The following is a 24,797-nucleotide window of genomic DNA, read 5'->3' as shown; positions in this document are numbered from 1 at the left end:
AGGGCAAGCTGTTCGAGTTGATCGAGCGCCATTACGGCGGTGCGCTCAAGGGCAAGACCGTGGCGTTATGGGGCCTGGCGTTCAAGCCCAACACCGACGACATGCGCGAGGCGTCCAGCCGCCGGCTGATGGAACAGCTGTGGGCCGCCGGCGCCAAGGTTCGCGCGTTCGATCCGGAGGCGCGCGCGGAAACCACGCGCATCTACGGCGAGCGGGCGGACCTGACGTTGTGCGAGGACGCTTACGAGGCGCTGGACGGCGCCGACGTGCTGGCGATCGTGACCGAGTGGAAGGCATTCCGGGCGCCGGACTTCGCGCGCATCCGCGACGTGCTCAAGGATCCGGCCGTCTTCGACGGGCGCAACCTGTACGACCCGACGCAGGTGGAAGAAGCGGGCTTGGCCTATTACGGCATCGGGCGCGGGCGTTCGCTGAGGCCGGCGAATGTCTGACATCGAACACCGCCTGGAGGAGCTCGAGGTGCGCCTTACCTTCCTCGACGATACGGTGGCTGCGCTCGCAGCCGCCGACGCCGAACAGGCAATGCGGCTGGTGGCGCTCGAACGCGTGCTGCATGACCTGCGTGCCGAGCTCGCCTCGCTGCGCACGGCGCAGGGGAGTGATCCGCACAGCGAACCGCCGCCGCCTCACTACTGACAAGTACCGGATGCGCGAGGCGTCTCCGGAAGATCAACGCCACACTGGAGCCGGATCATGGCCGACTCTCTCCGTGATCAGCTGCTGAAAAGCGGCATCGTCAAGCAGGCGCGCGATGAACAGCGCGCAAAGTCGCCGTCCCAGCCGCCCCGGGGCGGGCGTCCACCGCAGGGCAAGGGCAGGTCGCATGCACCGCAGTCGCGTCGCGACAACGGTGAGATGGACCTGGCCAAGGCCTACGCCATTCGCGCGCAGGCCGAAGCCACCGAGCGCAAGCGTGCCGAGCAGGAAGCCGCCGAACAGGCACGCGTCAGGCGGGAGCGCAAGGCAAAGATCCAGAAGCTGCTGGAGGGCCAGGCGTTGAACAAGGCCGAGGCCGACCAGGTGCGCCACTTCGAGTACGGCGGCAAGATCCGGCGCGTGCACGTCGATGCCGACCAGCTGACGGCGCTCAATCTGGGCCAGCTCGCTGTCGTGCAGCAGAACGGCCGTTACCTGGTGGTCACCCAGGCGATCGCCGAGCAGGTGCGGGAGATCGACCCGCATCAGCTCGCACTGCTGGTCGACCCGCAGGCGGCAAGCGACGACGACGGCGTGCCTGACGACCTGATGTGGTGACGCAGGGTGGGCTTTGGCCCACTTTGCCGTTCGGGGTGGGCTCACCGGTGGGCTGAAGCCCACCCTGCGAGAGCTATGGCGCCAGGGACGGGGCCAGCGCGGGCAAATCCCACCCCTGCTTGGGCAGGAACCGCTCACCATGGCGCTGTGCCAGATGCTCCAGGCGCGCGCGCACGGTCGATACGCCCTCGCTGCGGATGTACTGGATCGGACCGCCGCGGAACGGCGCGAATCCGGTACCGAAGATCACGCCGGCATCGAGCAGGTCGGCATCGTCCACCACGCCATCGGCCAGGCAGGCGACCGCCTCGTTGACCATCGGCAGGATCATGCGGTCCTGCAGGTCCGGCGGCGGCGTATAGCCCGGATCGACCTCCGGCTTGACCGGCTTGCCGTCCTGCCAGACGTACAGGCCCTGGCCATCCTTCTTGCCCCGCTTGCCGGCCTCCAGCTTGGCCTCGATGCCGGGAGGCAGTTCCAGACCCAGGAAGGGCGCCAGTTCCTTGCCGACCGAGGCGCACACGTCCAGCCCGACGGTGTCGGCCAGTTCGATCGGCCCCATCGGCATGCCGAACTTCTTGGCTTCGCGGTCCAGCACAGGGCCGGGCACGCCCTCGCTGTAAAGGCGCAGCGCTTCGAGCAGGTAGGGCATCAGGATGCGGTTGACCAGGAACCCGGGCGTGCCCTTGACCGCCACCGGCACTTTGCCCAGCGCCTTGCAGAAGGCCAGCGCACGCTTTTCGATGGCCGGGTCCAGTTGGTCGTGGCGGACCACTTCCACCAGGGGCATCTGCGCCACGGGATTGAAGAAGTGCAGGCCGAGAAAGCGTTGCGGCGCCTCCAGCCCCTGGCGCAGCTCGTCCAGCGGGATGCTGGAGGTGTTGCTGGCGAGGATTTCCTGCGCCTTGAACTGCGGCTCGATCGCCGCGTAGAGCTCCCGTTTGGCCTCGGCATTTTCGTAGATCGCCTCGATCGCGAGGTCGGCGGTAGCCACGCCGGTGCCTTCCACATCGGGCCGCAGGCGATTCATGGCGGCTTGGACCTTCTCCGGCGTCTTGAGCTTCTTCTCGTAGAAACCGCGAGCGCGATCCAGCGCGGGCTGGACGAACTTCATCTCGCGGTCCTGCAGGGTGACCTCGTACCCCTTGTAGGCGGCCCAGGCGGCAATGTCGCCGCCCATCACACCGGCGCCGACCACGTGCACGCGCCGGATGCCCGGGTCGATCCCGCCGCCCGCACCCTTCAGGCGTTCCTGCAGCAGGAACACGCGGATCAGGTTGTGCGCCGTGGGCGTCTTCGCCAGTTTCGCGACCGAACGGGCTTCGAGCTTCAGCCGTTGCTGGATGCTGGCGCCGCCGCTCTGCCAGACGTCGATCAGGGCGAACGGCGCGGGATAATGCTCCTTGCGCACCTTGGCCGCGGTCTGCTTGACCACCATCGGCGCCAGGATCTGGCGCACTGGCCACCAATTGGTCGCCCAGGCTTTGGCGCGTTGCGCAAACGGCCGCGCATGCGGGCGGCGCAGCAGGGCGCGGGCCTCGGCCAGCAGCTCGGTCGTCGGGGCCACGCGGTCGACCACGCCCAGGGCCAGGGCACGCCGTGCCGACAGCGGCCGGCCGGTGAGCATGATCGGCAGCGCCTCGGTGGCGCCAATCAGCCGCGGCAGGCGAGCCGTGCCGCCCCAGCCGGGATGGATGCCGAGCATGACCTCGGGCAGGCCGATCCTGGTCTTCTCGTCGTCGGCGACGATGCGCTGGCGGCAGGCCAGGATCAGCTCCGTGCCGCCGCCCATGCAGGCGCCGTGCACCGCAGCCACGGTGGGGCAGGGCAGGCGGGCGAGCGACTCGAACACCTGCTGGCCATGTCGGATGTTCTCCAGCACGGTGTCCTGCTCGGCGTAGCGCACGAATTCCTTGATGTCGGCGCCCACCGCAAAGCCCGAAGCTTTGGCTGAATGGACGATCACGCCGGCCGGCTTCTCGATTGCCAGGCGTTCGACGATCTGCGCCAGTTCGTCGAGCACCTCGCGGGAAATGGCGTTGACGCTGCTGTCGGCGCGGTCGAGGGTCAGGGTGACGATGCCGCCATCGTCCACGCTCGTCTTCCAGTGATTGAAGCGCAATCCTTCGAACATGGCGTTGGGAGGTGTGGCCGGGGAGCCCAGAACCATACCGCTGCGTGCGGATGAATGCGAGTTGAGCCCTGTGAGCCCCGGCCGCCCCATTTTTCCGAACGGTGACCTGGCGCTATTGCGCTTCGCCCGCAAGTCCGTAACTTACGCTCGATGAACCCCCTGCTGGCCTCCGCCCCGCCGCCTCCCGGCATCGAGATCTTCGAGCGCATCCTGGCTGCGCCCGCGGGGCTGATCCTGCTCGAGGGGTGCGACAACCAGGCGCTGATCGAGCAGTTTCGCGCCATCGTGCGCCGGAGCGGGCAGGCGGTATACCTGTGGCAGCCGGACCTGGGCCTGGGCAACCTGATCGATGCCCATGCGCGCGTGCCGGGCAGCCAGCGCCTGGGCGCCGCGCTGCGCTACATGCAGCAAAGCATGCATTTTGGCGTCTACCTCCTGATGGGCCTGGAGCCGCCGCTGTCGGCGATGGACAGCACCCTGCTGCGCCAGCTGGCCAAACCGCCGGCCGGTCACGTGCGCCGGGTGGTCTTGCTGGATGCCTCGCCGGCGCTGGTCGATCACCTGGGCGACATCGCCCTGGCGCTGAAAGGCCAGCCGGACGCCCCGCTACGCCCGCGCCTGCGCGACGGCCGCTGGCTGTTCGCCTGAAGCGGAGGAACGCGTGAACGCCGGCATCCTGGTGGTCGCTGCCCAGCGCGATTTGCGCCGGAACGTGTTCGATGCGCTCGACGGCGCCGGCCACCCGACCATTCACACGGCCCGCGGCGTGCCGCATGCCGAGTTGCTGCTCGATGGTCGATCGCCGCTCATGCTGGCGGTGGTGGCATTCGACGGTGACGAGGTCGACGCGCAGGCCACCTGCGAACAGTTGCGCCGCATCCCGGCCTGCGCCGAGGCGCCAATGATCGCGGTGATCGCCGATGGCGCCACAATCACGCCCGGCCAGCTTCCAGCGGGTATTTCCGACTGGCTGTACGCCTCCCAGGTGGAGCTGGAACTGGTCGCCCGCTGGCGCCGCGCCCGGCCACAGGCGGGCCTGCCGGTGCAGGCCGGGCCGGATCAATACCGCTTCGCGTTCGAGGAGGACGCGGGCGAATGGCTGATCGTCGAGCCACAGACCGAGCGTGTGCTGGAGACCAGTTCGGCCGTGGTGCGGCACAGTCACCTGGACGTCGAGCAACTGGTGGGCAGAGGGCTGCGCGAGTTGCTGGCGTTCGAGGGCATTGCCATCGAACACGTGCTGCAGCAGGCCGATCGCCGCTGGTACGCGTGCCAGCGACGCTCCAGCCGTGGTGCCGATACCGGCCAGGCCAGCGCGCGGCGAGTGCGCTGTGGCGAACAAGAAGCGATTGCGCTGCTGTTCCGCAGTGACCGCGCCGACATTCGCGCCGAGGCGGCCTTGAACCTGCTTTCGCGCATGTTCGCGTCGGCAAGCGGCATCGACACGCAAAAAGTCGCCGCCCGGCTGCTGGTGGACGAGCTGGGCCTGGATTATCTCGCCCTGTGGTCGTCCCGGCCGGCCGAAGGAGCTCCCGGCCCCAACCTGCTGATCCAGCTGTGGCGCGGCGAGGACCAACCCTGGCCCGCGCCGGCCCAGCAGAACGTGCTGCGGCAGGTGCTGGATGGCAAGTCGGTGCTGCACCCGACCGACGCGCGCAAGCTCGGTGCGAGCGATCCATTGGTCGGAATGCTGGGCGTGTCCGGTTTCGCGGGCCTGCCGCTGTTCGACGAGCGGCGCTCGGTGCTGGGCGCCCTGCTGGTCGGCAGCCGCACGCCGTTCGGCGACATGGGCCTGGTCGAGCCGGTGCTGCGCTGCGCCGCCGCGCGCTTCGCCCATGCGCAGGAACTGCGGCTGACCCGCGAGCAGGGCCGCGCCGAAGGCCTGATCGACGCGCTCACCGGCCTGCCCAACCGGCTGCTGTTCAACGATCGCCTGGACACCATCATCCGCGAGGCGCACCGCACCCGCGAGACCTTCGCCGTGCTGTTCGTCGACCTGGACCGCTTCAAGGACATCAACGACACCCTCGGCCACGCCGCCGGCGACCACGTGCTGAAGACGGTCACCCACCGCCTGTGTTCCAGCGTGCGCGCCTCCGACACGGTGGCCCGCTACGCCGGCGACGAGTTCGTGGTGGTGCTGCGCCACATCATCAAGAACGACGACGTACTGCGCGTGGCCGAGAAGATCGTGCAGGTGATGGAGGCGCCGCTGAAGATCGCCGGCGAGGAAGCGCCGCTGAAGGTCACCGCCTCGATCGGCGTGAGCTTCTACCCCGACGACGCGCTCGACGCCGAGACCCTGCTCAAGCACGCCGACGAGGCCATGTACGCGGCCAAGCGCCAGGGTCGCAACAACTTCCAGTTCTACGAGATCAGTCCGGAACAGGCGCAGCAGCACGACGTGCTGCTCAAGACCCGCCTGCGCCACGCCGAAGGCAACGGCGAGCTGCGTGTGTTCTACCAGCCGCAAGTCGACGCCGAGAGCGAGGACATCGTCGGCATGGAGGCGCTGGTGCGCTGGGAGCACCCGGAACTGGGCCCGATCAGCCCCGGCGTGTTCATTCCGCTGGCGGAGGAGACCGGGCTGATCGTCTCGCTCGGCGCCTGGGTGCTGCGCACCGCCTGCCGGCAGGCGCACGAGTGGGAGCAGAAATACGGCCTGCGCCTGCGCCTGGGCGTCAATCTCTCGGCCGTGCAACTGATGGAGCCGGACCTGCTCGACACCGTGACCGCCGCGCTGGCGGAAACCGGGCTGGACCCGCGGCTGCTGGAGCTGGAAGTGACCGAGAGCATCAGCATCAAGGCGGTGCCCAACCTGGTGGAGAACCTGCACGGCCTGCACCGGCTGGGATGCCGCATCGCCATCGACGATTTCGGCACGGGGGCGGCCTCGCTGGACTACCTGCGCAAGCTGCCCGCCGACCGCATCAAGATCGACCAGAGCTTCGTGCGCAACATCGGCATCGATCCGGACGACGAAGCGATCGTGCGCGCCACCATCGAGATGGCGCACCGGCTCAAGCGCGGCGTGGTGGCCGAGGGCGTGGAGATCGAGCAGCACCTGAAGTTCCTGCGCGCCAACCACTGCGACGAGCTGCAGGGCTACCTGTTCTGCCGCCCACTGCCGCATGCCAGCTTCGACCGCCTGCTGGCCGAGCGCCAGCGCCTGCTGGCCGAGCCCCAGGCCAACGTGGCGTGAGCCGCAGGGTGGGCTTCAGCCCGCCACTCCCCGACGCGGGACACGGTGGGCTGAAGCCCACCCTGCGGGCACCCTTGATCCGCGCCATCCAAACCGCATCTCGGATGCGTGCCGTCACCCGTCGACGGCTTTTTTTGGACTGGCCAGCCGTCGTGACGCCTGTGTGAACTTGCGCTTGTGCCGCTTGTCTGAGGCCCGCGCGTTACCATCCGGCTGGCGCCGCCGAAGCGGTTATCGAAGGAGACGGCCCGGATGGGCGAAAACGAACTGGATAGCGCCCTGGTCGAGCGTGTTCAAAACGGCGACCGGCGCGCCTTCGACCTGCTGGTGCGCAAGTACCAGCACAAGGTGATCGGCCTGATCTCCCGCTACGTCAACAACTACGCCGAGTGCGAGGACGTGGCGCAGGAAGCCTTCGTGCGCGCCTGGCGGGCGATCGGCTCCTTCCGCGGCGACAGCCAGTTCTATACCTGGATGTACAAGATCGCGGTCAACACGGCCAAGAACCACCTGGTCGCGATGGGGCGCCGCCCGCCCATGGACGACATCGCGGCCGAGGATGCGGTTTTCCTGACTGGCGCGGAGCGGATGCAGGAGGGCGCCACGCCCGAGCGCGAACTGCTTCGGCAGGAAATTGAACAAACTGTCTTCGCTACTGTCCAAGCGCTGCCAGAGGAGCTGCGGACCGCCATCACGCTGCGCGAGGTGGACGGCCTGAGCTACGAGGAAATCGCCGAGGCGATGGGCTGTCCCATCGGTACCGTGCGCTCGCGGATCTTCCGTGCGCGCGAAGCGATCGATCAGCAACTGCGGCCACTGCTCTCGGACCGCGAGGATCAACCGACATGACGCAAGACCAACGTGAACACCTTTCGGCCGGCATCGACGGCGAACTCGCCCGCGAGGAGCTGCGATTCCTGCTGCGCCGCTTCGAGCACGACGCCGAGCTGAAGCAGACCTGGACGCGCTACCACCTGGCGCGCGACGGCCTGCGTCGGCAGTTGCCGGCGTTCGCGTCGGCCGGGTTCGCGGCTCGCGTCGAACAAGCGATAGCGCAGGAGACCGACGCCAGGGCAGGGCGCCGCGCGCCGCACTGGCTGCGCTGGTCCGCCGGCGGCGCCATTGCCGCCAGCGTCGCCGTGGCGGCGCTGATGATCGCCCGACCGGTGACGGACGAGGACCGGGCGTCCACAAGGCTGGCGCAGAGCACGCCGGCCGCCGAGGTCGGGGCACCCGTGGAGCCGAACGCGCCCGTTGCGGTACCACCCTGGCTCAGCGGCGACACCGCTTCCCGTTACAGCCAGCAGGCCGCCGCGACGCTCGGGGAGAGCTATGGCGGAGGGCTGATGCCTTATGCCCGCAGCCTGTCCCCCTATCGCGTGCAGCCGGTGCGTGCGCCCAGCGACGAGCCGGGTTACTACCTGCTGATCGATCCGCAGCGGGCAGCCACCGCCCGCTATCCGCGCCAGGCGACCGCCGGCGCCCAGTGACCTGCGTCCGCGTGTACCCGCCGCGGTCGTATTCCCATTAGCCATCGGCCGGCCCGCCTCGCGGGCCTGCACGGTTGCGCCCCTGTTTTCGCCTGAAGAAGGAGAACCCATGAACCGAATTCCCCTGCGTACCCTGGCCTGCTGCGTGCTGATGGGCCTGGTCACGGCCGGTTGCGCCCAGGCCGAACCGCCAGCCGCCCAGGCGAACGCGCCGGCCGCCAGGAGTGCGTCCGCGCCGGCCATGGCCAGCCTGCCGGACTTCACCGGCATCGTGAAAAAGAACGCCCCTGCGGTGGTGCACGTGGAGGCCAAGTACAACGGTCAGCGCCGCGAGCCGCGCACGCAGGCGGGCATGCGGGACGATCCACAGATGGAATTGTTCCGTCGCTTCTTCGGCATGCCGATGATGCCTTCGCCGGAAGAGCAGGAGCACACCTCGCTCGGTTCGGGTTTCATCATCTCCAGCGACGGCTACATCCTGACAAACAATCACGTGGTCGACGGCGCCGACGCGGTCACCGTGCGCCTGCAGGACCGGCGCACCCTCAACGCCAAGGTGGTCGGCACCGACCCGAGCTACGACATCGCCTTGCTCAAGGTGGACCAGAGCGGCCTTCCGGCGGTATCGATCGGCGAATCGCGTTCGCTCGAGCCGGGCCAGTGGGTGCTGGCGATCGGTTCGCCGTTCGGCCTGGACTACACCGTGACGCAGGGCATCGTCAGTGCCGTGGGCCGCAACCTGGGCAGCGGCGACCAGCCCTATACCTCGTTCATCCAGACCGACGTGCCGATCAATCGCGGCAACTCCGGCGGCCCGCTGTTCAACCTGCAGGGCCAGGTGGTCGGCATCAATTCGCAGATCTATTCCAACACCGGCGGCTACCTGGGCGTGGCGTTCTCGATCCCGATCGACGTGGCGATGAACGCGGTGCAGCAGATCAAGGACCACGGCTACGTCACCCGCGGCCAGCTCGGCGTGCAGGTGCGCGGCGTGGACAGCCAGATCGCCAAGGCGCTCAACATGGACAACCCGCGTGGCGCCATCGTTGGCGTGGTGCAGGACGGCAGCGCCGCCGACAAGGCCGGCATCCAGGTGGGTGACATCATCACCGGCTACAACGGCCAGCCCATCATGGACGCCGGCGACCTGCCGCCGGTGGTCGGCATGACCAAGCCGGGCACCCGGGTGCCGGTGGAGATCCTGCGCAACGGCAAGAAGCAGACCGTCCAGGTGACGGTCGGCGAAGCGCCGCACGACAAGACTGGCGCCAGCGGCAATGACCGCTCGCCGGTGCAGTCCGGTTCGGCGGCGCTGGGGCTGAGCGTGCGCGAGCTGGACGAGGACGCCCGCCAGCAGCTGGACCTGAAGAAGGGCGAGGGCGTGCTGATCGCCGACATCACCGGCCCGGTCGCGGCGCGCGCCGGCCTGCAGCCGGGGGACGTGGTCCTTCGCGTGGGCCAGCAGAACGTCGGCAGCGTGTCGGCCTTCCGCGCGGCGACCAAGGACGTCAAGCCGGGCGATACGGTGCTGCTTCTGGTGCGCCGTGGTGACGACACCCGCTTCATCGCGCTGACGGTGCCCTCGGACAAGTAGGCCCGCGCGTGACCCTGGAAGCCCGCATGCGGGCGATGCCGGCGACGAGGCATCGCTCGCAGGCGGGCTTCGCCGCATGGGAGGGCCTGGTGGGCCGCGTCCGTTTCCATGCGACAATACCGGGTTCGTATCGCCATCCCGGCGGTCCGCGGCCTTTGCGGGTCGCGAAAGCCCGACCAGCGTATTCCATGGAACTGATCCGCAACTTCTCCATCATTGCTCACATCGACCACGGCAAGTCGACGCTCGCCGACCGCATCATCCAGCTCTGCGGCGGCCTGAGCGAACGCGAGATGGAGGCCCAGGTGCTCGACAACAACCCGATCGAGCGCGAGCGCGGCATCACCATCAAGGCCCAGTCCGTGTCGCTGCCGTACAAGGCGCGCGACGGCAAGACCTACCAGCTCAATTTCATCGATACCCCCGGCCACGTCGACTTCTCCTACGAGGTGTCGCGCTCGCTGGCCGCCTGCGAGGGCGCGCTGCTGGTGGTCGACGCCGCCCAGGGCGTGGAAGCGCAGTCGGTCGCCAACTGCTACACCGCGGTGGAGCAGGGGCTCGAAGTGGTGCCGGTGCTCAACAAGATCGACCTGCCCACGGCCGACCCCGAGAAGGTCAAGGGTGAGATCGAGGCGGTGATCGGCATCGATGCCGAGGATGCCGTGGCGATCAGTGCCAAGACCGGCCAGAACGTCACCGAGGTGCTCGAAGCGATCGTCGCGCGCATCCCGCCGCCGAAGCCGCGCGATACCGACCGCCTGCAGGCGCTGATCATCGACTCCTGGTTCGACAACTACCTGGGCGTGATTTCATTGGTGCGCGTGATGCAGGGCGAGATCAAGCCCGGCGACAAGCTGCTGGTGATGTCCACCGGCCGCGTGCACGAGGTCGACGACGTCGGCGTGTTCACGCCCAAGCGCAAGAAGCTGGAGAAGCTCGGCGCCGGCGAGGTGGGCTGGATCAACGCCTCGATCAAGGACGTGCACGGCGCGCCGGTCGGCGACACGCTGACCCTGGCCGCCAAGCCGGCGGGGAAGCCGCTGCCGGGTTTCCAGACCATGCAGCCGCGTGTGTTCGCCGGCCTGTTCCCGGTCTCGGCCGACGACTATCCGGCCATGCGCGAGGCGCTGGACAAGCTGCGCCTGAACGATGCGGCGCTGTTCTTCGAGCCCGAATCGTCCGAGGCGATGGGCTTCGGTTTCCGCTGCGGCTTCCTCGGCATGCTGCACATGGAAATCGTGCAGGAGCGCCTGGAGCGCGAGTACGACCTCGACCTCATCACCACCGCACCGACGGTGGTCTACGAGGTGCTCAAGACCGACGGCACGGTGATGGATCTGGACAATCCGGCAAAACTGCCGCCGGTGCCGCAGATCGACGAGATCCGCGAGCCCATCATTGTCGCGAACATCCTTACGCCGCCCGACTACATCGGCAACATCATCACCCTGTGCGAGGAAAAGCGCGGCGTGCAGCGCTCCATCCAGTACATGGCCACGCAGGTCCAGATCAGCTACGAGATGCCCCTGGCCGAGGTGGTGCTGGACTTTTTCGATCGCCTGAAGTCGGTCTCGCGCGGCTATGCCTCGATGGACTACCACCACGAGCGTTTCGAGGCCGGCCCGTTCGTGCGCGTGGACGTGCTGATCAACGGCGACCGCGTCGACGCGCTCAGCCTGATCGTGCACCGCAGCCACGCCGACCGCCGCGGCCGCGACCTGGTCGAGCGCATGAAGGACCTGATCCCGCGCCAGCAGTTCGACGTGGCGATCCAGGCGGCCATCGGGGCCCAGATCATCGCCCGTTCCACGGTCAAGGCATTGCGCAAGAACGTACTGGCCAAATGCTACGGCGGCGACGTCAGCCGAAAGAAGAAGCTTCTGGAGAAGCAGAAGGAAGGCAAGAAGCGCATGAAACAGGTCGGCCGCGTGGAAATTCCGCAGGAGGCCTTCCTTGCGGTTCTGAAAGTGGATAAATAGCTTAGGCCGGGAATCGGGATTCGGGATTCGGGATTCGGAAGAGCTGATCTGCTCCGAATCCCGAATCCCGAATCCCGATTCCCGGCTCCTCAAGGAGCCACCATGGAATTCGATTTCTCCGCCATCCTGCTTGCTCTCACCGTGCTTTTCGGCGTGGTGTGGGGGCTGGACCGGCTGTTCCTGTACGACAAGCGCAAGTCGCGCCTGGACGCGGCCGGCGAGGAATACCGCGATCCGGCGCCGGTGGACTGGGCACGATCGCTGTTTCCGGTGGTGCTGGTGGTGCTGGTGCTGCGCTCGTTCGTGGCCGAGCCGTTCCGGATCCCGTCCGGTTCGATGATGCCCACGCTCGACGTGGGCGATTTCATCCTGGTCAACAAATTCGCCTACGGCCTGCGCATGCCGGCCTTCAACAACAAGTTCCTCGATCTGGGTGAGCCCAAGCGCGGCGACGTGGTGGTGTTCCGGTTTCCGGGCTATCTGTGCCAGGACGAGAACGGCCAGTGGGTGCGCAGCGGCGACATCAGCTGCTCGGATCCGCACGCGCCGGTGCCGAACCAGAACTGGATCAAGCGTGTGATCGGCCTGCCGGGTGACACGATCGAATCGCACGGCGACCAGCTGATGATCAACGGCACGCCGGTGCCTGCCGACCTGACCGGGCCGTTCCAGGGTCGTCCCAACGGTGACGAGTCGCGGCTGATGCGCGACTACGGCGCCACCGTCTGGACCGAGCACCTGCCGCGTTCGGAAGGCAAGGGCAGCATCGACCACATGATCGCCCGCATGCCGGCGTATTCGGTGCCGCTGTCGATCCCCAACGACAAGGTGCCGGCCAAGGTGCCGGCCGGTTGCTATATCGTGATGGGCGACAACCGTTACAACAGCACCGACAGCCGCTGGTGGGGCTGCCTGCCGGAGCAGAACCTGGCAGGCAAGGCGTTCCTGATCTGGCTGAGCTGGAAGGGCACCCACGACGGCTGGATCGATTTCGGCCGTATTGGCAAGATCATCCACTGACGCAGGACGTGGCGGGCGCCACTGCCGGCGCCCGTGACCCAAGGCCAGGGCGGCGCGCAGAATTAAGACGAGATAGCCGCCGCAGCGGCATAGCGAGGGGACTATGAAGAGCAAGCAAGCGGGTATCACCCTGATCGGGTTTCTGGTCGTCCTGGCGGTCGTGGCCTTCTTCGGCTACATGGCGATGAAGCTGGTGCCGGCCTATAGCGAATACATGGGCGTGGTCAAAGCGATGAACCAGGTTTCGACCGAAGGCTCTGACGGCAAGTCGCTGGACGAGATCCGCCGCGACCTGATGTTCAAGCTGGGTTTCCAGTACGTGGACGACGCCACCATCCAGCCCCAGGACATCACCATCGACCGCAGCAACGGCAACCAGTTGCACGTGGCCTACGACAAGCAGGTTCCGTTTGTCTACAACATCGACTTCCTGCTGCACTTCGAAAAGAGCGTGCCGCTGCAGGGCAACGTGCCTTCGATCTGACCGCCTGTGAAGTTGGACTATCGTTTCCGGGACCCCGCGCTCGCCGAGCTCGCGTTGACCCATCGCAGCGCGGGCCGGCCGAACAACGAGCGCATGGAATTCCTGGGCGATGCGCTGCTCGGCGCGGTGGTCGGCGAAATGCTTTTCGAGGCGCACCCCCGCGCCAGCGAGGGTGAGCTTTCGCGGCTGCGCGCGCAGCTGGTCAATGGCCAGGCGCTGGCCGTCGTGGCGCGCGAACTGGAACTGGGCGATGGACTCAAGCTGGGGTCGGGCGAACTGAAGAGCGGCGGGTTTCGTCGCGACTCGATCCTCGCCGATGCGTTCGAGGCTTTGGTCGCGGCGGTGTACCTCGACGGCGGATTCGACGCCTGCCGGGATACCGTCCGTGGACTATTTGCCCAACGTGTGGCCGACCTGCCCAAGTCCTCCAAGGACGCCAAGACCCGGCTGCAGGAATGGCTGCAGGCACGGGGCCTGCCGTTGCCGGTCTACGAGCTGGCCGGCAGCCATGGCGAGGACCATGCCAAGGTTTTTGAAGTCACCTGCAGCATCGCCGAACCGGCGCCACTGCGCGCCGCCGCAAGCGGCCCCAGCCGCCGCGCTGCCGAGCAGGATGCGGCCGAAGTCGTGCTCGGCCAGCTGACCGAACCGCTGCCGCCCGCCTGAACCCTTCTTTTCCCGTCGCTGGCGCCGTTGGCGCGGCGGCGCCATGCTTTGCCTCCTGTCCCCGGAACCCCTTTCTGCCATGAACGACGAACCCGAAATCGCCGGCGAGCTGCCGCACGAGAACTATCGCTGTGGCGCGGTGGCCCTTGTCGGCCGCCCCAACGTGGGCAAATCGACCCTGCTCAACGCCCTGATCGGTTTCCGGCTGTCGATCGTCAGCCCGCGCCCGCAAACGACCCGGCACCGCATCCTGGGCATCGCCACCAGCCAGGCCGGGCAGGTGATGTACGTCGATACGCCCGGCCTGCACCGGGGCGCCAAGCGTGCGATGAACCGCAGTCTCAACCGCGCGGCCCGCACCGCGATGGCCGAGGTGGACCTGGCCGTGCAACTGATTGAGGCCGGTCGCTGGACCGACGAGGACGAGGCGCTGTATGCCGCGCTGGTCGAGCAGAACGTGCCGCGCCTGCTGGCCATCAACAAGGTCGACCTGGCCAAGGACAAGGGCGCGCTGCTGCCCTTCGTCGCCGAGCTGACGACCCATCACCAGTTCGAGGACATCCATTACGTCAGCGCCCTCAAGCAGAAGGGCCTGAAGGAACTGGAGCGCGCCATCCTCGAGCGCCTGCCGGTACGACCGCCGGTGTTCGGCGAGGACGAGATTACCGATCGCAGCGAACGTTTCCTGGCGGCGGAAATGGTGCGTGAGCAGCTCATGCTCCGCCTCGATCAGGAACTGCCGTACGCCACCACGGTGGAAATCGAGCAGTTCATGGACCGCGAGGACGGTGTGGCCGAGATCCACGCGGTGGTCTGGGTGGAGCGCGACGGCCAGAAGGCGATCGTGATCGGGCAGGGCGGTGCCCAGCTCAAGGCCATTGGCAGCGCCGCGCGTCGCCACATGGAGCGGCTGTTCGAGCGCAAGGTGTTTCTCAAGCTGTGGGTCAAGGTGCGCGAAGGCTGGGTGGACGACGAGGCGATGCTCAAGAAGCTGGGGTATACGGACTGACGGGATGGGGGAGCCGGGACTCGGGATCCGGAATTCGAGATTCGGGATCGTAGAAGCCCGAGCGTGAATTCCGCGGTTGTTAAGCGGGCGCGCAAAGGGCGGGTGCGGCGTAGGCTGACCGTCCTGGCAAATCCCGAACCCCCAATCCCGAATCCCGAGACACCAACCAGGGCCTCTCATGCTCCTCGATCAGCAGCCCGCTTACGTCCTGCACGCGCGGCCCTACCGGGAGACCTCGCTGCTGCTCGAATGCCTCACCCGCGACCACGGCCGCCTGGGGGTGGTCGCGCGCGGCGTGCGGCGTGAGCGGGCGCGTGTGCAGCGGGCGCAGCTCGAACCGTTCCAGCCGCTGGCGCTGGACCTGCTGCTGCGCGGCGAACTGGCCACCCTGCGCACCGCCGAGCCGACCGGCACACCGCTGCGGCTGACCGGCGACGCCGGTCTGGCCGGGCTCTACCTCAACGAGCTGGTGGTCCGCCTGACCGGTCGCCAGGATCCGCTGCCCGAGCTGTTCGATGCCTACGCGCGCACCCTGCCGCGCCTTGCCGGGCCGGACACGCTGGCCTGGCAACTGCGGCGCTTCGAACGTGACCTGCTAGCGGCCATTGGCTATGCGCTGCAGCTGGATACCGAGCCCGACAGCGGGGAGCCGGTGGCGCCGGAAGGCTGGTATCGCTACCAGGTCGAGCATGGCCCGGTCGCCAGTCCGGCGGATGCACCGCGGGCAATCCGGGGGGCGGATCTGCTGGCGCTCGCCACCGACCAATGTCCCGACGCCGTGGGGCTGGCGGCGCTGCGCCGTCTGATGCGCGAAGTCATCCGCTTTCACCTTGGTGGTGGCGAGCTGCACGCGTGGCGCGTACTGGCTGCGGCCTTGTCAAGGCGGCAATCGGGCTGAGCCATTCTCCGGCACGCTAGCCCGGCCCGAACCTGTCACCCTTGTTGAACGGATCGCGAAGTCGTGCCGGTCTGGACGAAGGCCGCAGCACGTACGTCAGCAGGGACACCGCGGCGGCGATCGCGCCGCTCGCCGGAAAGCGCCAGTCAACCGCGCTCCAGTCGAACTGGAGCAGCATTTCCCACTGCATCCAGGACGCCGAGATCGCGCCGGTGAGTACGACGAGCGTCGCCCGAAGAAGCGTGGTTCGATGGGAACACAGTGCGCCGGCCACCGCACCCGTCAGGGCGAACGGAACTGCTTGCAGCATGTAGCCCAAGGGCAGCGCCAGCACGAAGCCGAGCAGCGTTGCGAGCACGATGCGCGGCGCCGATACGTTCGGAAATGCGAGGGTGGCGGAAAACGCGAGTGTTCCCACCGCAGGACCGACGCCAGCAAAGAACAGCACAGGACGAAACAGGGTTCTCAGCCTCACGCGTGATCCTGTTCTGGCGGCCTGGCAAGACGTTCGGGTTCGCTCAGCGCTCGAGCACCGCCAGCGTCGCGGCGAGTGCTTGCCGGAATCGCTCCTGCGCGCCGTCGCCTACGGAGCCGTCGACCTCCACCTGTCGCTGCAGGTGGGTCGCCTGCAAGGCCAGTGCGGCAGCGCCGCAGAAGCCGCAGGCCGAACGCAGCCGGTGCAGGCGGTCGATCAGGCGTGCCGGTTCACGGCAGAAGAGGTCCAATTCCTGCAGGAGCGTCGCCAGTTCCTCGCGCAGCAGGCCGCGTAGCGCCTGCATCGTGCCTGCGTCACCGCTGCTGACCAGTCCGGCGGCGTCGTCCAGCAGCGGTGTGCGGCGGCCGCTGTTGCGGGCGAGCGTGACCAGCGGGCGCAGCGCGTCCAGTTGGCAAGGCTTGAGCAACACGTCGCTGAAACCGGCGGCCAGCAGTTGCTGGCGATCCTCGGTCGACACCTCGGCGCTGGTTGCCACCGCCGGCGCGTCGGCCGAACGCGCCGTGGCGTCGGCGCGCAGGGCCGCCAGCACGTCACGCGCACCGGCGCCGGGCATGCGGCAGTCCAGCAGCAGCAGGTCGAACGTCTCGATGGCGGCGCGCGCCAGTGCCAGTTGCCCGTCGGCGCATTCGTGCACCTGGGCGCCGAGTGCGCGCAATCCATCGCCGAGGAAACGGCGGCTGGCCGGGTCGTCGTCGGCCACCAGCACGTACGGCATGGGGAGGTTGGCAGGCGGTCGCTGGCGCAGAAAGGCGGCTGTGCTCATTGACGAAATCCATGTCGTTCAGCTGGCTTTGGCAGAATGATGGCACATGCTCCCTCCCTCCCGCCGCCTGCTGCTGTGCCTGGGCCTGCTCCTCGTTGCCGCGTGGACGGCCCCCGCGTGGGCGGATGTCGACCTGACTGCCAAAGTGGTTGCGGTACCTGGCGTCCGGTTGCAGCAGGTGAGCCTGCACCTCGGCGAGGACAGCAGCGGCGGGTTGTCGCTCAAGCTCCATGCCGCGCGCGCCGACGTCGCAGCGATGGGCTGGCGCCGCGTCGGGCTGGATCTGGAAGGCGTGCTGTCGCGCGACCTGCAGATGCGCTGGTTGCTGGATGGGACGGTCGCCCTGCACGGCGCCCCGGGCGGTGCCCTGGGCAACTCCGACGTGCGCCTGGTGATCGACCAGCGCGCCAACACACTGCAGGCGGATTTCACCCAGGCCGCGGCGACCGCCAGCGCCTGGATTCCGCTCGACCAGACCACCCACGCGCAGATCACCCTGAAAAACCTCCCGGCCCAGTGGCTGGCCGGATTACTCGGCACGGTCTGGTCCGGCCGGCCCACCGGCGGGCAGCTGGATGCCGAACTGGCACTGGACGTGCACGACAACGGCATCCAGTCCTCGGGTGAATTCAGCCTGGATGGCGTGGGCTTCGACAGCCCCAGCGGGACGTTGGCCGGGCAGGGCGTCGACGCCCATGGCCGCCTCGGCATCGACACCCAGGGCGGTCCGGCCCGATTTACGGTGGACGCGACGCTGCGCGGCGGCGAGCTGCTGCTCGGACCGATCTACGCGAAGCTTCCCAGCCACCCGGTTCAGCTCAATGTGGCCGCGGTCGGCCAGGGCGGCGCGTTGGCGATCAACCGCCTGCGCGTCAACGATACCGACGCGCTGCAGCTGGACGGCGCGCTCGCCTTCGATGCCAGGGGCAACCTCGACAAATTGCGCCTGGAACGCTTCCAGGCGCGTTTCCCCGCCGCCTACGACCGCTACGGTGCCGCCTGGCTCGATACGCTGGGCTTGCACGAAGTGCGCATCGCCGGCGCCCTGAGCGGCAACCTGGACCTGCGCGACGACGGCCCGCGTGGCTTCGCCTTCACCGCTGACCACTTCGGCCTGGCAACGGCCGACGGCCGGTTGGCGATCGACGACCTGAACGGCGGGCTGGACTGGTCCGCCGAAGCTGATCGACCCACCACCAGCCTGGGCTGGCGCGCGCTGCGCCTGTATCGCCTGCCGTTCGGACCGGCCAGGGCGCAGTGGCGCAGCCAGGGCGGCACCCTCGGCTTGACCCAGCCGCTGGCGGTCGGGCTGCTCGGCGGCACGGTGCGCCTGGGGCAGCTCGACTGGCGCCCCGCCGCAGCCAGGGGCCAGCGGCTGGAAACCTCGCTGGCCGTTACGGGCGTGGACATGGCCGCCTTCAGCAAGACAATGGGCTGGCCGCAATTTCCCGGCACGCTCGGCGGCGCGATTCCGTCGCTCCGCTGGGTGGACGACACGGTGGAGTTGGCCGGCGGCCTGTCGGTCAACGTATTCAACGGCTTCGTGGACATCACGCAGCTCGCTCTGACGCAGCCATTCGGACCCAGCCCGGTGCTGGCGGCGGACATCGGCTTCCGCCAGCTGGACCTTGGCTCGATCACCAGTGTGTTCGACTTCGGCAGCATCACCGGCCCACTGCACGGCAGCATCGGCAACCTGCGCCTGGTCGACTGGCAACCGGTCGCGTTCGAGGCGCACCTGCTGGCGGACGAAGGCGGCCGGATCAGCCAGCGCGCGGTCAACAACCTCACCTCGGTCGGTGGCGGCGGCATTGCCGCCGGCCTGCAAGGCGCGGTGCTCAAGCTCTTCAAGACGTTCGGCTACGCGCGCATCGGCCTCAACTGCACGCTCGTCGGCACGGTCTGCCACATGAGCGGGCTGGAGAATATCGGCGACGGTTACACTATCGTCGAGGGCAGCGGCTTGCCGCACCTCCAGGTCATCGGCCACCAGCACGAGGTCGACTGGCCCACCCTGGTGAGCCGGCTGAAGGCGGCCACCGAAGGCGGCGGCCCCCAGGTCCGCTGACACACACCCTCAGGAGCCCATCCATGCGCAAGCTCGTCTACGCCCTGCTGACCACCGTGATGGTCGCCCTGGTCGGTTGCGTCACGATCAACGTGTACTTCCCCGAGGCCGCCGCGCAGAAGGCTGCCGACCGCTTCATCGGCACGGTGATCGACCAGGGCAGCGCGCCGGCACAGGCCAAGCCCGTGCCGAAGGTGGATGAGCCTGCGCAACCCTCGGCCATGCTGCTCGACCTTCTGGTGCCTGCCGCGTATGCAGACACGCCCGACATCCGCGTGCAGACGCCCGCCACCGAGGCGATTCGCGGCCGCATGCAGGCGCGCTTCCAGAACACCTTGCAGGCGCTGCTCGACTCCGGCGCGGTGGGCTTTACGCAAGACGGGCTGGTGGCCGTGCACGATGCCGGCAAGATCCCGCTCAGCCAGCGCGCGCAGGCCAACGCGGCGGTGGCGGAAGAGAACAGCGACCGCAATGCGCTGTATCGGGAGATCGCCCGCGCCAACGGCCACCCCGAGTGGGAGTCGCAGATCCGCGCCACCTTCGCCAAGGGCTGGATCGAGCGCGCCCACGCCGGCTGGTATTATCAGGACGCTTCGGGCGCCTGGAAGCGCAAGTAAGCCGCGCCCTTGCGTTCCCCTGTCTGACCGCTGCGCCCGGGTTGCTGATCCGGGCGCAGGCGTTTTACGAGTGCCATGAAAGAATTCGAAGCCACCATTGCCGACCTGGCCCACGATGGCCGCGGCGTCGCCCGCATCGACGGCAAGACCGTGTTCGTCAGCGGCGCACTGCTGGGCGAGCAGGTCCGCCTGGGGATCCGCAAGCGCCACCGCAACTTCGACGAAGCCGAGACGCTCGAAGTGCTGGAGCGCTCGTCGCATCGGGTCGAGCCGCGATGCGCGCACTTCGGCCAATGCGGCGGCTGTTCGCTGCAGCACCTGGACGCGCCGGCGCAGATCCAGGCCAAGCAGCGCGTGCTGGCGGACAACTTCGCGCGGATCGGCAAGGTCGAACCCAAGGCTTGGCTGGAACCGCTCACCGATGCGCCCTGGGGCTATCGCCGCAAGGGCCGCCTGTCGGTGCGCGCGGTGGCCAAGAAGGGCCGCGTGCTGGTCGGGTTCCGCGAGGAGTCCAATCCGCGTTTCGTGGCCGACATCAGCCATTGCGAGGTGGTCCACCCGGCTATCGGTGGCCGGATCGGCCTGCTGGCCGAGTTGATCGGCGGCATGGACGCGGCCAACGATATTCCGCAGATCGAATTCGCCGCCGGCGACGACACCGTCGCCCTGGTGTTCCGGCACCTCAAGCCTTTGAGCGAGCGGGACAGCCAGGCGCTGGTCGCCTTCGGCAAGGCGCACGGTCTTGCGATTTATCTGCAACCGGGTGGCGTCAGCAGCGTGCACCCGCTGTGGCCCGAGCAGCCGCGACTGACCTTCCGGCTGCCGGCCGGCGAGGGCGCGGCCGACGTGGAGCTGGAGTTCCAGCCGCTGGATTTCGTGCAGGTCAATGCCGGCATGAACCGGCGCATGCTGGCGCGGACGATGGAACTGCTCGATCTGCAGCCGACCGACCGCGTGCTCGACCTGTTCTGCGGCCTGGGCAACTTCACGCTGCCGATCGCGCGGCGCGTGGCCGAGATCGCCGGCGTGGAAGGAGAACACGGGCTGGTCGAGCGCGCCGCCGCCAATGCCGCGCGTAACGGCATCACCAACGCCCAGTTCCATGTCGCCAACCTGTTCGAGGACCAGCGCGGCAGCGCCTGGGCGCGAGCGGGATGGGACAAGATCCTGCTCGACCCGCCGCGCGCCGGCGCCGAACAGGTGCTGGAGTACCTGCCGCGCAAGGGCACCGACCGCATCGTCTACGTCTCCTGCCACCCCGCCTCGCTGGCGCGCGATGCCGGCCTGCTGGTGCATCGCCACGGCTTCGAGCTCACTGCCGCCGGCGTGATGGACATGTTTCCCCACACCGCGCACGTCGAATCGATCGCGCTGTTCGAGCGGCGCTAGGCCGGCCGGGCTTCTCTCGCGACCGAGGGCGAAGCCTTTCGACAAGGCGGGCGTTACTGCCACAGCGCCCCCTCCGCCTGTCTGCACCTTCCCCGCGTTCGTGGTGGAGGCGTGGCAACGCTGCGTCGCGCCGCCGTCATCCTTCCCCCTTTTGCGAGGGAAGGTGCCCGCGGGGCGGATGGGGGAGACCTTGCGGAAGACCACCAAGGAATGCACTCCCATCCGCCTGACCCCTCGCCCCCCTCCGTGGACAAGGGCTTGTGAATGGAACTTTCCGGACCGGCGCAGTCCTCGCCATCACGCCCCCCAGCGCCTATCCTTGTCGACCCGCTTTTGCGCTAGCCGCCTCCGATGGCCACCGAGATCGAACGCAAATTCCTGTTGGCTGGCGACACCTGGCGCCAGGCGATCGTGCGCAGCGAGCAGATCGCCCAGGGTTACCTGGTCGGCGCGCAGGCGATGGTCGAAGGCCACGCGCACGCCTCGGTGCGCGTGCGCCGCGCCGGCGAGCGGGCGTGGCTGAACATCAAGAGCGCCACCCTCGGCATCGAACGCGCCGAGTTCGAATACCTGATACCGCTGGAGGACGCACAGGCGATGCTGGCCTCGCTTTGCGACGGCGTGCTCGAGAAGGTGCGCCACTACGTCGAGGTCGACGGCACGCTGTTCGAGATCGATGAATTCCTGGGCGACAACGCCGGGCTGGTGGTCGCCGAAGTGGAGCTTCCGGCCGCCGACGCCCCGTTTCCGCGTCCGTCCTGGCTGGGCCTTGAGGTCAGTGCGCTGGCGCGCTACTACAACGTCAACCTGATTGCGCATCCGTTCGCGCGCTGGACCGAGGCCGAACGCGCCGCGGCCGACGGCGAACAGACGGCAGGAGAGCGGGCATGTTGCTGATCGGCCTGGCGGGCCTGGAGCTCGAACCGCGCGAGCGCGACTGGCTGGTCGCACCCGGCGTGGCGGGCGTGATCCTGTTCGCCCGCAACTACGCCCATCGCGAGCAGTTGATGGCGCTGGCCGAGTCGATCCGCGCGGTCGGCGGCGAGCACCTGCTGATCGCGGTCGACCAGGAAGGCGGCCCGGTGCAGCGCTTCCGCGAAGGCTTCACCCGCCTGCCGGCGTTGTCCAGGATCGGCGCGACGTATGCGCGCGATGCGGACGATGCCGTGCGCCTGGCCGAGGAGCACGCCTGGGTGATGGCGAGCGAGCTGCGCGCCTGCGGGGTCGACTTCAGCTTCGCGCCGGTGGTGGACCTGGCACGCGGCAGCGCCGCGATCGGCCCGCGCGCCTTCCACGCCGACCCGGCGGTCGCCGGCGAGCTGGCCCAGGCCTACGTGCGCGGCATGCACCTGGGCGGCATGGCGGCGGTACTGAAGCATTTCCCCGGCCATGGTTCGGTGGCTGCCGACACACACAAGGCACAGGCGATCGATCCGCGCCCGCTCGAGGCCATCCGCGACGCCGATCTGCGCCCGTTCGCCGAGGCCATCGAAGCGCATGCCGAGGCGGTAATGATGGCGCACGTGATCTACCCGGCGGTCGACGATCGTCCGGCCGGCTTCTCGCGTGTGTGGATCGAGGACGTCCTGCGCGGCGAACTGGGCTTCACCGGCATCGTCATCAGCGATGACATCAGCATGGCTGCGGCGGGCGCCGCCGGTGGCGTCGGCGCGCGGGTGAAAGCCAACCTCGCCGCGGGCTGCGACCTGGTGCTGGCCTGCTTTCCCAACGTGGTGGAGGAGGCGATCGCTGCACTGCCACCCTTGGCCGACAACGCCATGGAACGCCTCGCGCCGCTACGTGGCGCCATCGGCGCGACCTGGGAGGGCCTCCTGGACAATCCGCAGCGCGACCGCTTCATCGCACGCGTTACCGCACTGCACGAACCCGAAGGAAACGCATGACTACTCCGCTTCCCCCGCTGGCGCAGGCGCTGGCCCATGCCGAGGTGCTGTTCGAGCGCGACGAGCTGGAAACCGTGATCGCCGACCTCGGCCGGCGCATCGACGCCACCCTGGAGGGCGAGCGGGCGGTGTTCCTGACCGTGATGAACGGCGCGCTGATGTTCGCCGGCCAGCTCGCGTTGTCGATCCGCACCGACCTGGAGTTCGACTACGTGCACGCCACCCGCTACCGCGGCGCCACCGCCGGCAGTGACCTGTGCTGGCTGCGCGAACCGCAGGCGGCGCTGGCCGGGCGCACCGTGCTGCTGGTCGACGACATCCTGGACGAGGGCCACACGCTCAAGGCCGTGCGCGACGACTGCATGAAGCGCGGCGCCAGACGCGTGCTGATCGCGAGCCTCTGCCGCAAGCTGCATGACCGCTGCGTGGCAGGTATCGCACCGGACTTCAACGGCGTGGAGCTGCCCGACCGCTATGTGTTCGGTTATGGCATGGATTACCACGAGCAGGGCCGCAACTTGCCGGCCATCTACGCCTTGAAACCCGAATGAGCCCCGGAGCGATCGTGAGCGAACCGAGCATCGACCTCGCCGTCATCGGCGGCAGCGGCCTGTACCAGTTCCCCGGCCTGGAGAACGTCAGCCGGCGCGCGCTCGAAACGCCGTATGGCCCGGCCTCGGGCGAGGTGGTGCTGGGCGACTTCGCCGACAAGCGGCTGGCCTTCCTGGCGCGCCACGGCGAAAGCCACACGCTGGCGCCGCACCGGGTCAACTACCGCGCCAATCTCTGGGCGCTGCATGCGCTGGGTGCGCGGCGGGTGATCGGCGTCAACGCCGTGGGCGGCATCCGTGCGGACATGGGCCCGCGCACGCTGGTGGTGCCTGACCAGCTGATCGACTACACCCATGGCCGGGTCACCAGCTTCTGTGACGTTGAGGGTGCCGAGATCAAGCACATCGACTTCAGCGAGCCCTATACCGCCTCGCTGCGGCAGGCGTTGCTGGATGCGGCGGGCAGGGCGGGCATCCCGATGATCGACGGCGGCTGTTACGGCGCCACGCAGGGGCCCCGGCTGGAAACCCGGGCCGAGATCGCCCGCATGCAGCGCGACGGCTGTGACCTGGTCGGCATGACCGGCATGCCGGAGGCTGCCCTGGCGCGTGAACTGGACCTCCAATACGCCTGCCTGTCGCTGGTCGCCAACTTCGCCGCCGGATGCGGCGACGAGGCGGAAATCAGCATCGAGGAGATTTTTGCCCACCTGGCGGCCGCCACGGCGCAGGTTCCGGTATTGCTCAAGGCAATGCTGTCCTAATCAGCTAATGGCTTTATCGCACGAAAGTTAATCCCGCATATTGCGCTTTACCTATAAACATGCTGATACTTTTGCCCGTGCCAGGGGCGGCTGACCAAGGGGAAACGGCGGTCCAGCTCAAACACCTTGGTGCATCCAGTCCTAGTCAGAGGTTCACGCAATGCGTTTCGGTACGGTCAAGTGGTTCAACGATGCCAAGGGCTTTGGCTTCATCGCGCCTGAGGACGGTGGGGAGGACGTGTTCGTCCATTTCTCGGCCATCAATTCCAAGGGTTTCCGCAGCCTTCAGGAAGGCCAGCGCGTGAAGTTCGAAGTCACCCAGGGCCCGAAGGGCGCCCAGGCTTCGGGCGTGGAAGTGGCGGCCTGATCGCACTCCTCGCGTCTTGATGAAAGAAAAGCCCCATGCTCGCGCATGGGGCTTTTTTTGGGTTCATCGCGGAATGCCGGGGAACGCGGCACGGATCTTCAGGAAGAAATATTCCTGATCCCGGTAG

General features: G+C 68.0%; 25 protein-coding genes. 22 read left to right on the top strand and 3 right to left on the bottom strand.

Annotated features, from left to right (window positions below; genetic code table 11):
• The 3 genes from J7I44_RS13120 to J7I44_RS13110 all read left to right on the top strand — a co-directional run.
• Window positions 1-452: UDP binding domain-containing protein (locus J7I44_RS13120; RefSeq protein ID WP_209621617.1), on the top strand; the 452-nt coding region annotated here is incomplete at its 5' end.
• On the top strand, window positions 445-657 hold the full coding sequence (locus tag J7I44_RS13115; RefSeq protein WP_209621614.1) for a SlyX family protein: 213 nt from the start codon (window positions 445-447) through the stop codon (window positions 655-657). The genes J7I44_RS13120 and J7I44_RS13115, both read left to right, overlap by 8 nt.
• A gap of 57 nt (window positions 658-714) precedes the next feature.
• Window positions 715-1,275, top strand: coding sequence for a DUF2058 domain-containing protein (locus tag J7I44_RS13110; RefSeq protein ID WP_209621611.1), 561 nt, complete (start codon window positions 715-717; stop codon window positions 1,273-1,275).
• Window positions 1,276-1,348: 73 nt separating this feature from the next.
• On the opposite strand, the gene J7I44_RS13105 is transcribed toward J7I44_RS13110, so the two are convergent.
• Window positions 1,349-3,409: a 3-hydroxyacyl-CoA dehydrogenase NAD-binding domain-containing protein gene (locus tag J7I44_RS13105; RefSeq protein ID WP_209621608.1), complete on the bottom strand. Its 2,061-nt coding sequence runs from the start codon at window positions 3,407-3,409 to the stop codon at window positions 1,349-1,351.
• 150 nt (window positions 3,410-3,559) lie between these two features.
• Between J7I44_RS13105 and J7I44_RS13100 the strand changes: the two genes are divergently transcribed.
• The 11 genes from J7I44_RS13100 (at window position 3,560) to recO (ending at window position 15,751) form a co-directional block, all read left to right on the top strand.
• A complete protein-coding gene (locus tag J7I44_RS13100; protein WP_209621605.1) occupies window positions 3,560-4,057 on the top strand; it encodes a hypothetical protein in 498 nt (165 codons plus the stop codon).
• Between the two features lie 13 nt (window positions 4,058-4,070).
• Window positions 4,071-6,611: a putative bifunctional diguanylate cyclase/phosphodiesterase gene (locus J7I44_RS13095; protein WP_209621602.1), complete on the top strand. Its 2,541-nt coding sequence runs from the start codon at window positions 4,071-4,073 to the stop codon at window positions 6,609-6,611.
• Between the two features lie 252 nt (window positions 6,612-6,863).
• On the top strand, window positions 6,864-7,460 hold the full coding sequence (gene rpoE / locus J7I44_RS13090; protein WP_209621599.1) for an RNA polymerase sigma factor RpoE: 597 nt from the start codon (window positions 6,864-6,866) through the stop codon (window positions 7,458-7,460).
• Window positions 7,457-8,101 (top strand): sigma-E factor negative regulatory protein, encoded by a 645-nt coding sequence (locus tag J7I44_RS13085; RefSeq protein ID WP_209621596.1) that lies wholly within the window; start codon window positions 7,457-7,459, stop codon window positions 8,099-8,101. Before rpoE ends, J7I44_RS13085 begins: the two co-directional genes overlap by 4 nt.
• Before the next feature lie 109 nt (window positions 8,102-8,210).
• Window positions 8,211-9,695 carry a DegQ family serine endoprotease gene (locus J7I44_RS13080; protein ID WP_209621593.1) on the top strand — a complete coding sequence of 495 codons (1,485 nt, stop codon included), beginning with the start codon at window positions 8,211-8,213 and terminating at the stop codon, window positions 9,693-9,695.
• A gap of 188 nt (window positions 9,696-9,883) precedes the next feature.
• Window positions 9,884-11,674: a translation elongation factor 4 gene (gene lepA, locus J7I44_RS13075; RefSeq protein WP_209621590.1), complete on the top strand. Its 1,791-nt coding sequence runs from the start codon at window positions 9,884-9,886 to the stop codon at window positions 11,672-11,674.
• 102 nt (window positions 11,675-11,776) lie between these two features.
• Complete coding sequence (gene lepB / locus J7I44_RS13070) at window positions 11,777-12,694, top strand: signal peptidase I (protein ID WP_209621587.1); 918 nt, start codon at window positions 11,777-11,779, stop codon at window positions 12,692-12,694.
• Window positions 12,695-12,797: 103 nt separating this feature from the next.
• Window positions 12,798-13,178: a DUF4845 domain-containing protein gene (locus J7I44_RS13065; protein WP_209621584.1), complete on the top strand. Its 381-nt coding sequence runs from the start codon at window positions 12,798-12,800 to the stop codon at window positions 13,176-13,178.
• Window positions 13,179-13,184: 6 nt separating this feature from the next.
• A complete protein-coding gene (gene rnc, locus J7I44_RS13060) occupies window positions 13,185-13,844 on the top strand; it encodes a ribonuclease III (protein ID WP_209621581.1) in 660 nt (219 codons plus the stop codon).
• Window positions 13,845-13,941: 97 nt separating this feature from the next.
• A complete protein-coding gene (gene era, locus J7I44_RS13055) occupies window positions 13,942-14,853 on the top strand; it encodes a GTPase Era (protein ID WP_425599759.1) in 912 nt (303 codons plus the stop codon).
• Window positions 14,854-15,031: 178 nt separating this feature from the next.
• Window positions 15,032-15,751 carry a DNA repair protein RecO gene (gene recO, locus J7I44_RS13050; protein ID WP_209621575.1) on the top strand — a complete coding sequence of 240 codons (720 nt, stop codon included), beginning with the start codon at window positions 15,032-15,034 and terminating at the stop codon, window positions 15,749-15,751.
• Window positions 15,752-15,767: 16 nt separating this feature from the next.
• On the opposite strand, the gene J7I44_RS13045 is transcribed toward recO, so the two are convergent.
• Both J7I44_RS13045 and J7I44_RS13040 read right to left on the bottom strand, forming a co-directional pair.
• On the bottom strand, window positions 15,768-16,226 hold the full coding sequence (locus tag J7I44_RS13045) for a hypothetical protein (RefSeq protein ID WP_209621570.1): 459 nt from the start codon (window positions 16,224-16,226) through the stop codon (window positions 15,768-15,770).
• A 43-nt stretch (window positions 16,227-16,269) separates the two neighbouring features.
• Entirely contained in the window at window positions 16,270-17,010 is a 741-nt protein-coding gene (locus J7I44_RS13040; protein WP_209621568.1) for a response regulator, read from the bottom strand.
• Between the two features lie 46 nt (window positions 17,011-17,056).
• Here J7I44_RS13040 and J7I44_RS13035 point away from each other — a divergent pair, with 46 nt between their 5' ends.
• The 8 genes from J7I44_RS13035 (at window position 17,057) to J7I44_RS13000 (ending at window position 24,670) form a co-directional block, all read left to right on the top strand.
• Window positions 17,057-19,078, top strand: a complete 2,022-nt coding sequence (locus J7I44_RS13035; protein WP_209621564.1) for an AsmA family protein — start codon at window positions 17,057-17,059, stop codon at window positions 19,076-19,078.
• 23 nt (window positions 19,079-19,101) lie between these two features.
• Entirely contained in the window at window positions 19,102-19,695 is a 594-nt protein-coding gene (locus J7I44_RS13030) for a YdbL family probable chaperone protein (RefSeq protein ID WP_209621561.1), read from the top strand.
• A 75-nt stretch (window positions 19,696-19,770) separates the two neighbouring features.
• Window positions 19,771-21,084, top strand: coding sequence for a 23S rRNA (uracil(1939)-C(5))-methyltransferase RlmD (gene rlmD, locus J7I44_RS13025; protein WP_209621558.1), 1,314 nt, complete (start codon window positions 19,771-19,773; stop codon window positions 21,082-21,084).
• Between the two features lie 351 nt (window positions 21,085-21,435).
• Complete coding sequence (locus J7I44_RS13020) at window positions 21,436-21,981, top strand: CYTH domain-containing protein (RefSeq protein ID WP_209621555.1); 546 nt, start codon at window positions 21,436-21,438, stop codon at window positions 21,979-21,981.
• A complete protein-coding gene (gene nagZ / locus J7I44_RS13015; protein WP_209621552.1) occupies window positions 21,972-22,988 on the top strand; it encodes a beta-N-acetylhexosaminidase in 1,017 nt (338 codons plus the stop codon). The genes J7I44_RS13020 and nagZ overlap by 10 nt, the downstream gene beginning before the upstream one ends.
• Window positions 22,985-23,539, top strand: a complete 555-nt coding sequence (locus tag J7I44_RS13010) for a hypoxanthine-guanine phosphoribosyltransferase (protein ID WP_209621549.1) — start codon at window positions 22,985-22,987, stop codon at window positions 23,537-23,539. Before nagZ ends, J7I44_RS13010 begins: the two co-directional genes overlap by 4 nt.
• A gap of 14 nt (window positions 23,540-23,553) precedes the next feature.
• On the top strand, window positions 23,554-24,303 hold the full coding sequence (locus J7I44_RS13005) for an S-methyl-5'-thioinosine phosphorylase (RefSeq protein WP_209621547.1): 750 nt from the start codon (window positions 23,554-23,556) through the stop codon (window positions 24,301-24,303).
• A 160-nt stretch (window positions 24,304-24,463) separates the two neighbouring features.
• On the top strand, window positions 24,464-24,670 hold the full coding sequence (locus J7I44_RS13000; protein WP_090053863.1) for a cold-shock protein: 207 nt from the start codon (window positions 24,464-24,466) through the stop codon (window positions 24,668-24,670).
• Window positions 24,671-24,797: the final 127 nt, after the last annotated feature.

This window comes from Frateuria flava, assembly GCF_017837635.1.
GTDB lineage: Bacteria > Pseudomonadota > Gammaproteobacteria > Xanthomonadales > Rhodanobacteraceae > Frateuria_A > Frateuria_A flava.
This window is presented reverse-complemented; position numbering and strand designations above follow the sequence as displayed.

What these genes read in the sequence shown, in the direction of transcription:
- J7I44_RS13115 (WP_209621614.1), top strand. Translation starts at nt 445, where the DNA reads ATGTCTGACATCGAACACCGCCTGGAGGAGCTCGAGGTGCGCCTTACC.
- J7I44_RS13110 (WP_209621611.1), top strand. Translation starts at nt 715, where the DNA reads ATGGCCGACTCTCTCCGTGATCAGCTGCTGAAAAGCGGCATCGTCAAG.
- J7I44_RS13105 (WP_209621608.1), bottom strand. Translation starts at nt 3,409, where the DNA reads ATGTTCGAAGGATTGCGCTTCAATCACTGGAAGACGAGCGTGGACGAT.
- J7I44_RS13100 (WP_209621605.1), top strand. Translation starts at nt 3,560, where the DNA reads ATGAACCCCCTGCTGGCCTCCGCCCCGCCGCCTCCCGGCATCGAGATC.
- rpoE (WP_209621599.1), top strand. Translation starts at nt 6,864, where the DNA reads ATGGGCGAAAACGAACTGGATAGCGCCCTGGTCGAGCGTGTTCAAAAC.
- J7I44_RS13085 (WP_209621596.1), top strand. Translation starts at nt 7,457, where the DNA reads ATGACGCAAGACCAACGTGAACACCTTTCGGCCGGCATCGACGGCGAA.
- J7I44_RS13080 (WP_209621593.1), top strand. Translation starts at nt 8,211, where the DNA reads ATGAACCGAATTCCCCTGCGTACCCTGGCCTGCTGCGTGCTGATGGGC.
- lepA (WP_209621590.1), top strand. Translation starts at nt 9,884, where the DNA reads ATGGAACTGATCCGCAACTTCTCCATCATTGCTCACATCGACCACGGC.
- lepB (WP_209621587.1), top strand. Translation starts at nt 11,777, where the DNA reads ATGGAATTCGATTTCTCCGCCATCCTGCTTGCTCTCACCGTGCTTTTC.
- J7I44_RS13065 (WP_209621584.1), top strand. Translation starts at nt 12,798, where the DNA reads ATGAAGAGCAAGCAAGCGGGTATCACCCTGATCGGGTTTCTGGTCGTC.
- recO (WP_209621575.1), top strand. Translation starts at nt 15,032, where the DNA reads ATGCTCCTCGATCAGCAGCCCGCTTACGTCCTGCACGCGCGGCCCTAC.
- J7I44_RS13040 (WP_209621568.1), bottom strand. Translation starts at nt 17,010, where the DNA reads ATGAGCACAGCCGCCTTTCTGCGCCAGCGACCGCCTGCCAACCTCCCC.
- J7I44_RS13035 (WP_209621564.1), top strand. Translation starts at nt 17,057, where the DNA reads ATGCTCCCTCCCTCCCGCCGCCTGCTGCTGTGCCTGGGCCTGCTCCTC.
- J7I44_RS13030 (WP_209621561.1), top strand. Translation starts at nt 19,102, where the DNA reads ATGCGCAAGCTCGTCTACGCCCTGCTGACCACCGTGATGGTCGCCCTG.
- rlmD (WP_209621558.1), top strand. Translation starts at nt 19,771, where the DNA reads ATGAAAGAATTCGAAGCCACCATTGCCGACCTGGCCCACGATGGCCGC.
- J7I44_RS13020 (WP_209621555.1), top strand. Translation starts at nt 21,436, where the DNA reads ATGGCCACCGAGATCGAACGCAAATTCCTGTTGGCTGGCGACACCTGG.
- nagZ (WP_209621552.1), top strand. Translation starts at nt 21,972, where the DNA reads ATGTTGCTGATCGGCCTGGCGGGCCTGGAGCTCGAACCGCGCGAGCGC.
- J7I44_RS13010 (WP_209621549.1), top strand. Translation starts at nt 22,985, where the DNA reads ATGACTACTCCGCTTCCCCCGCTGGCGCAGGCGCTGGCCCATGCCGAG.
- J7I44_RS13000 (WP_090053863.1), top strand. Translation starts at nt 24,464, where the DNA reads ATGCGTTTCGGTACGGTCAAGTGGTTCAACGATGCCAAGGGCTTTGGC.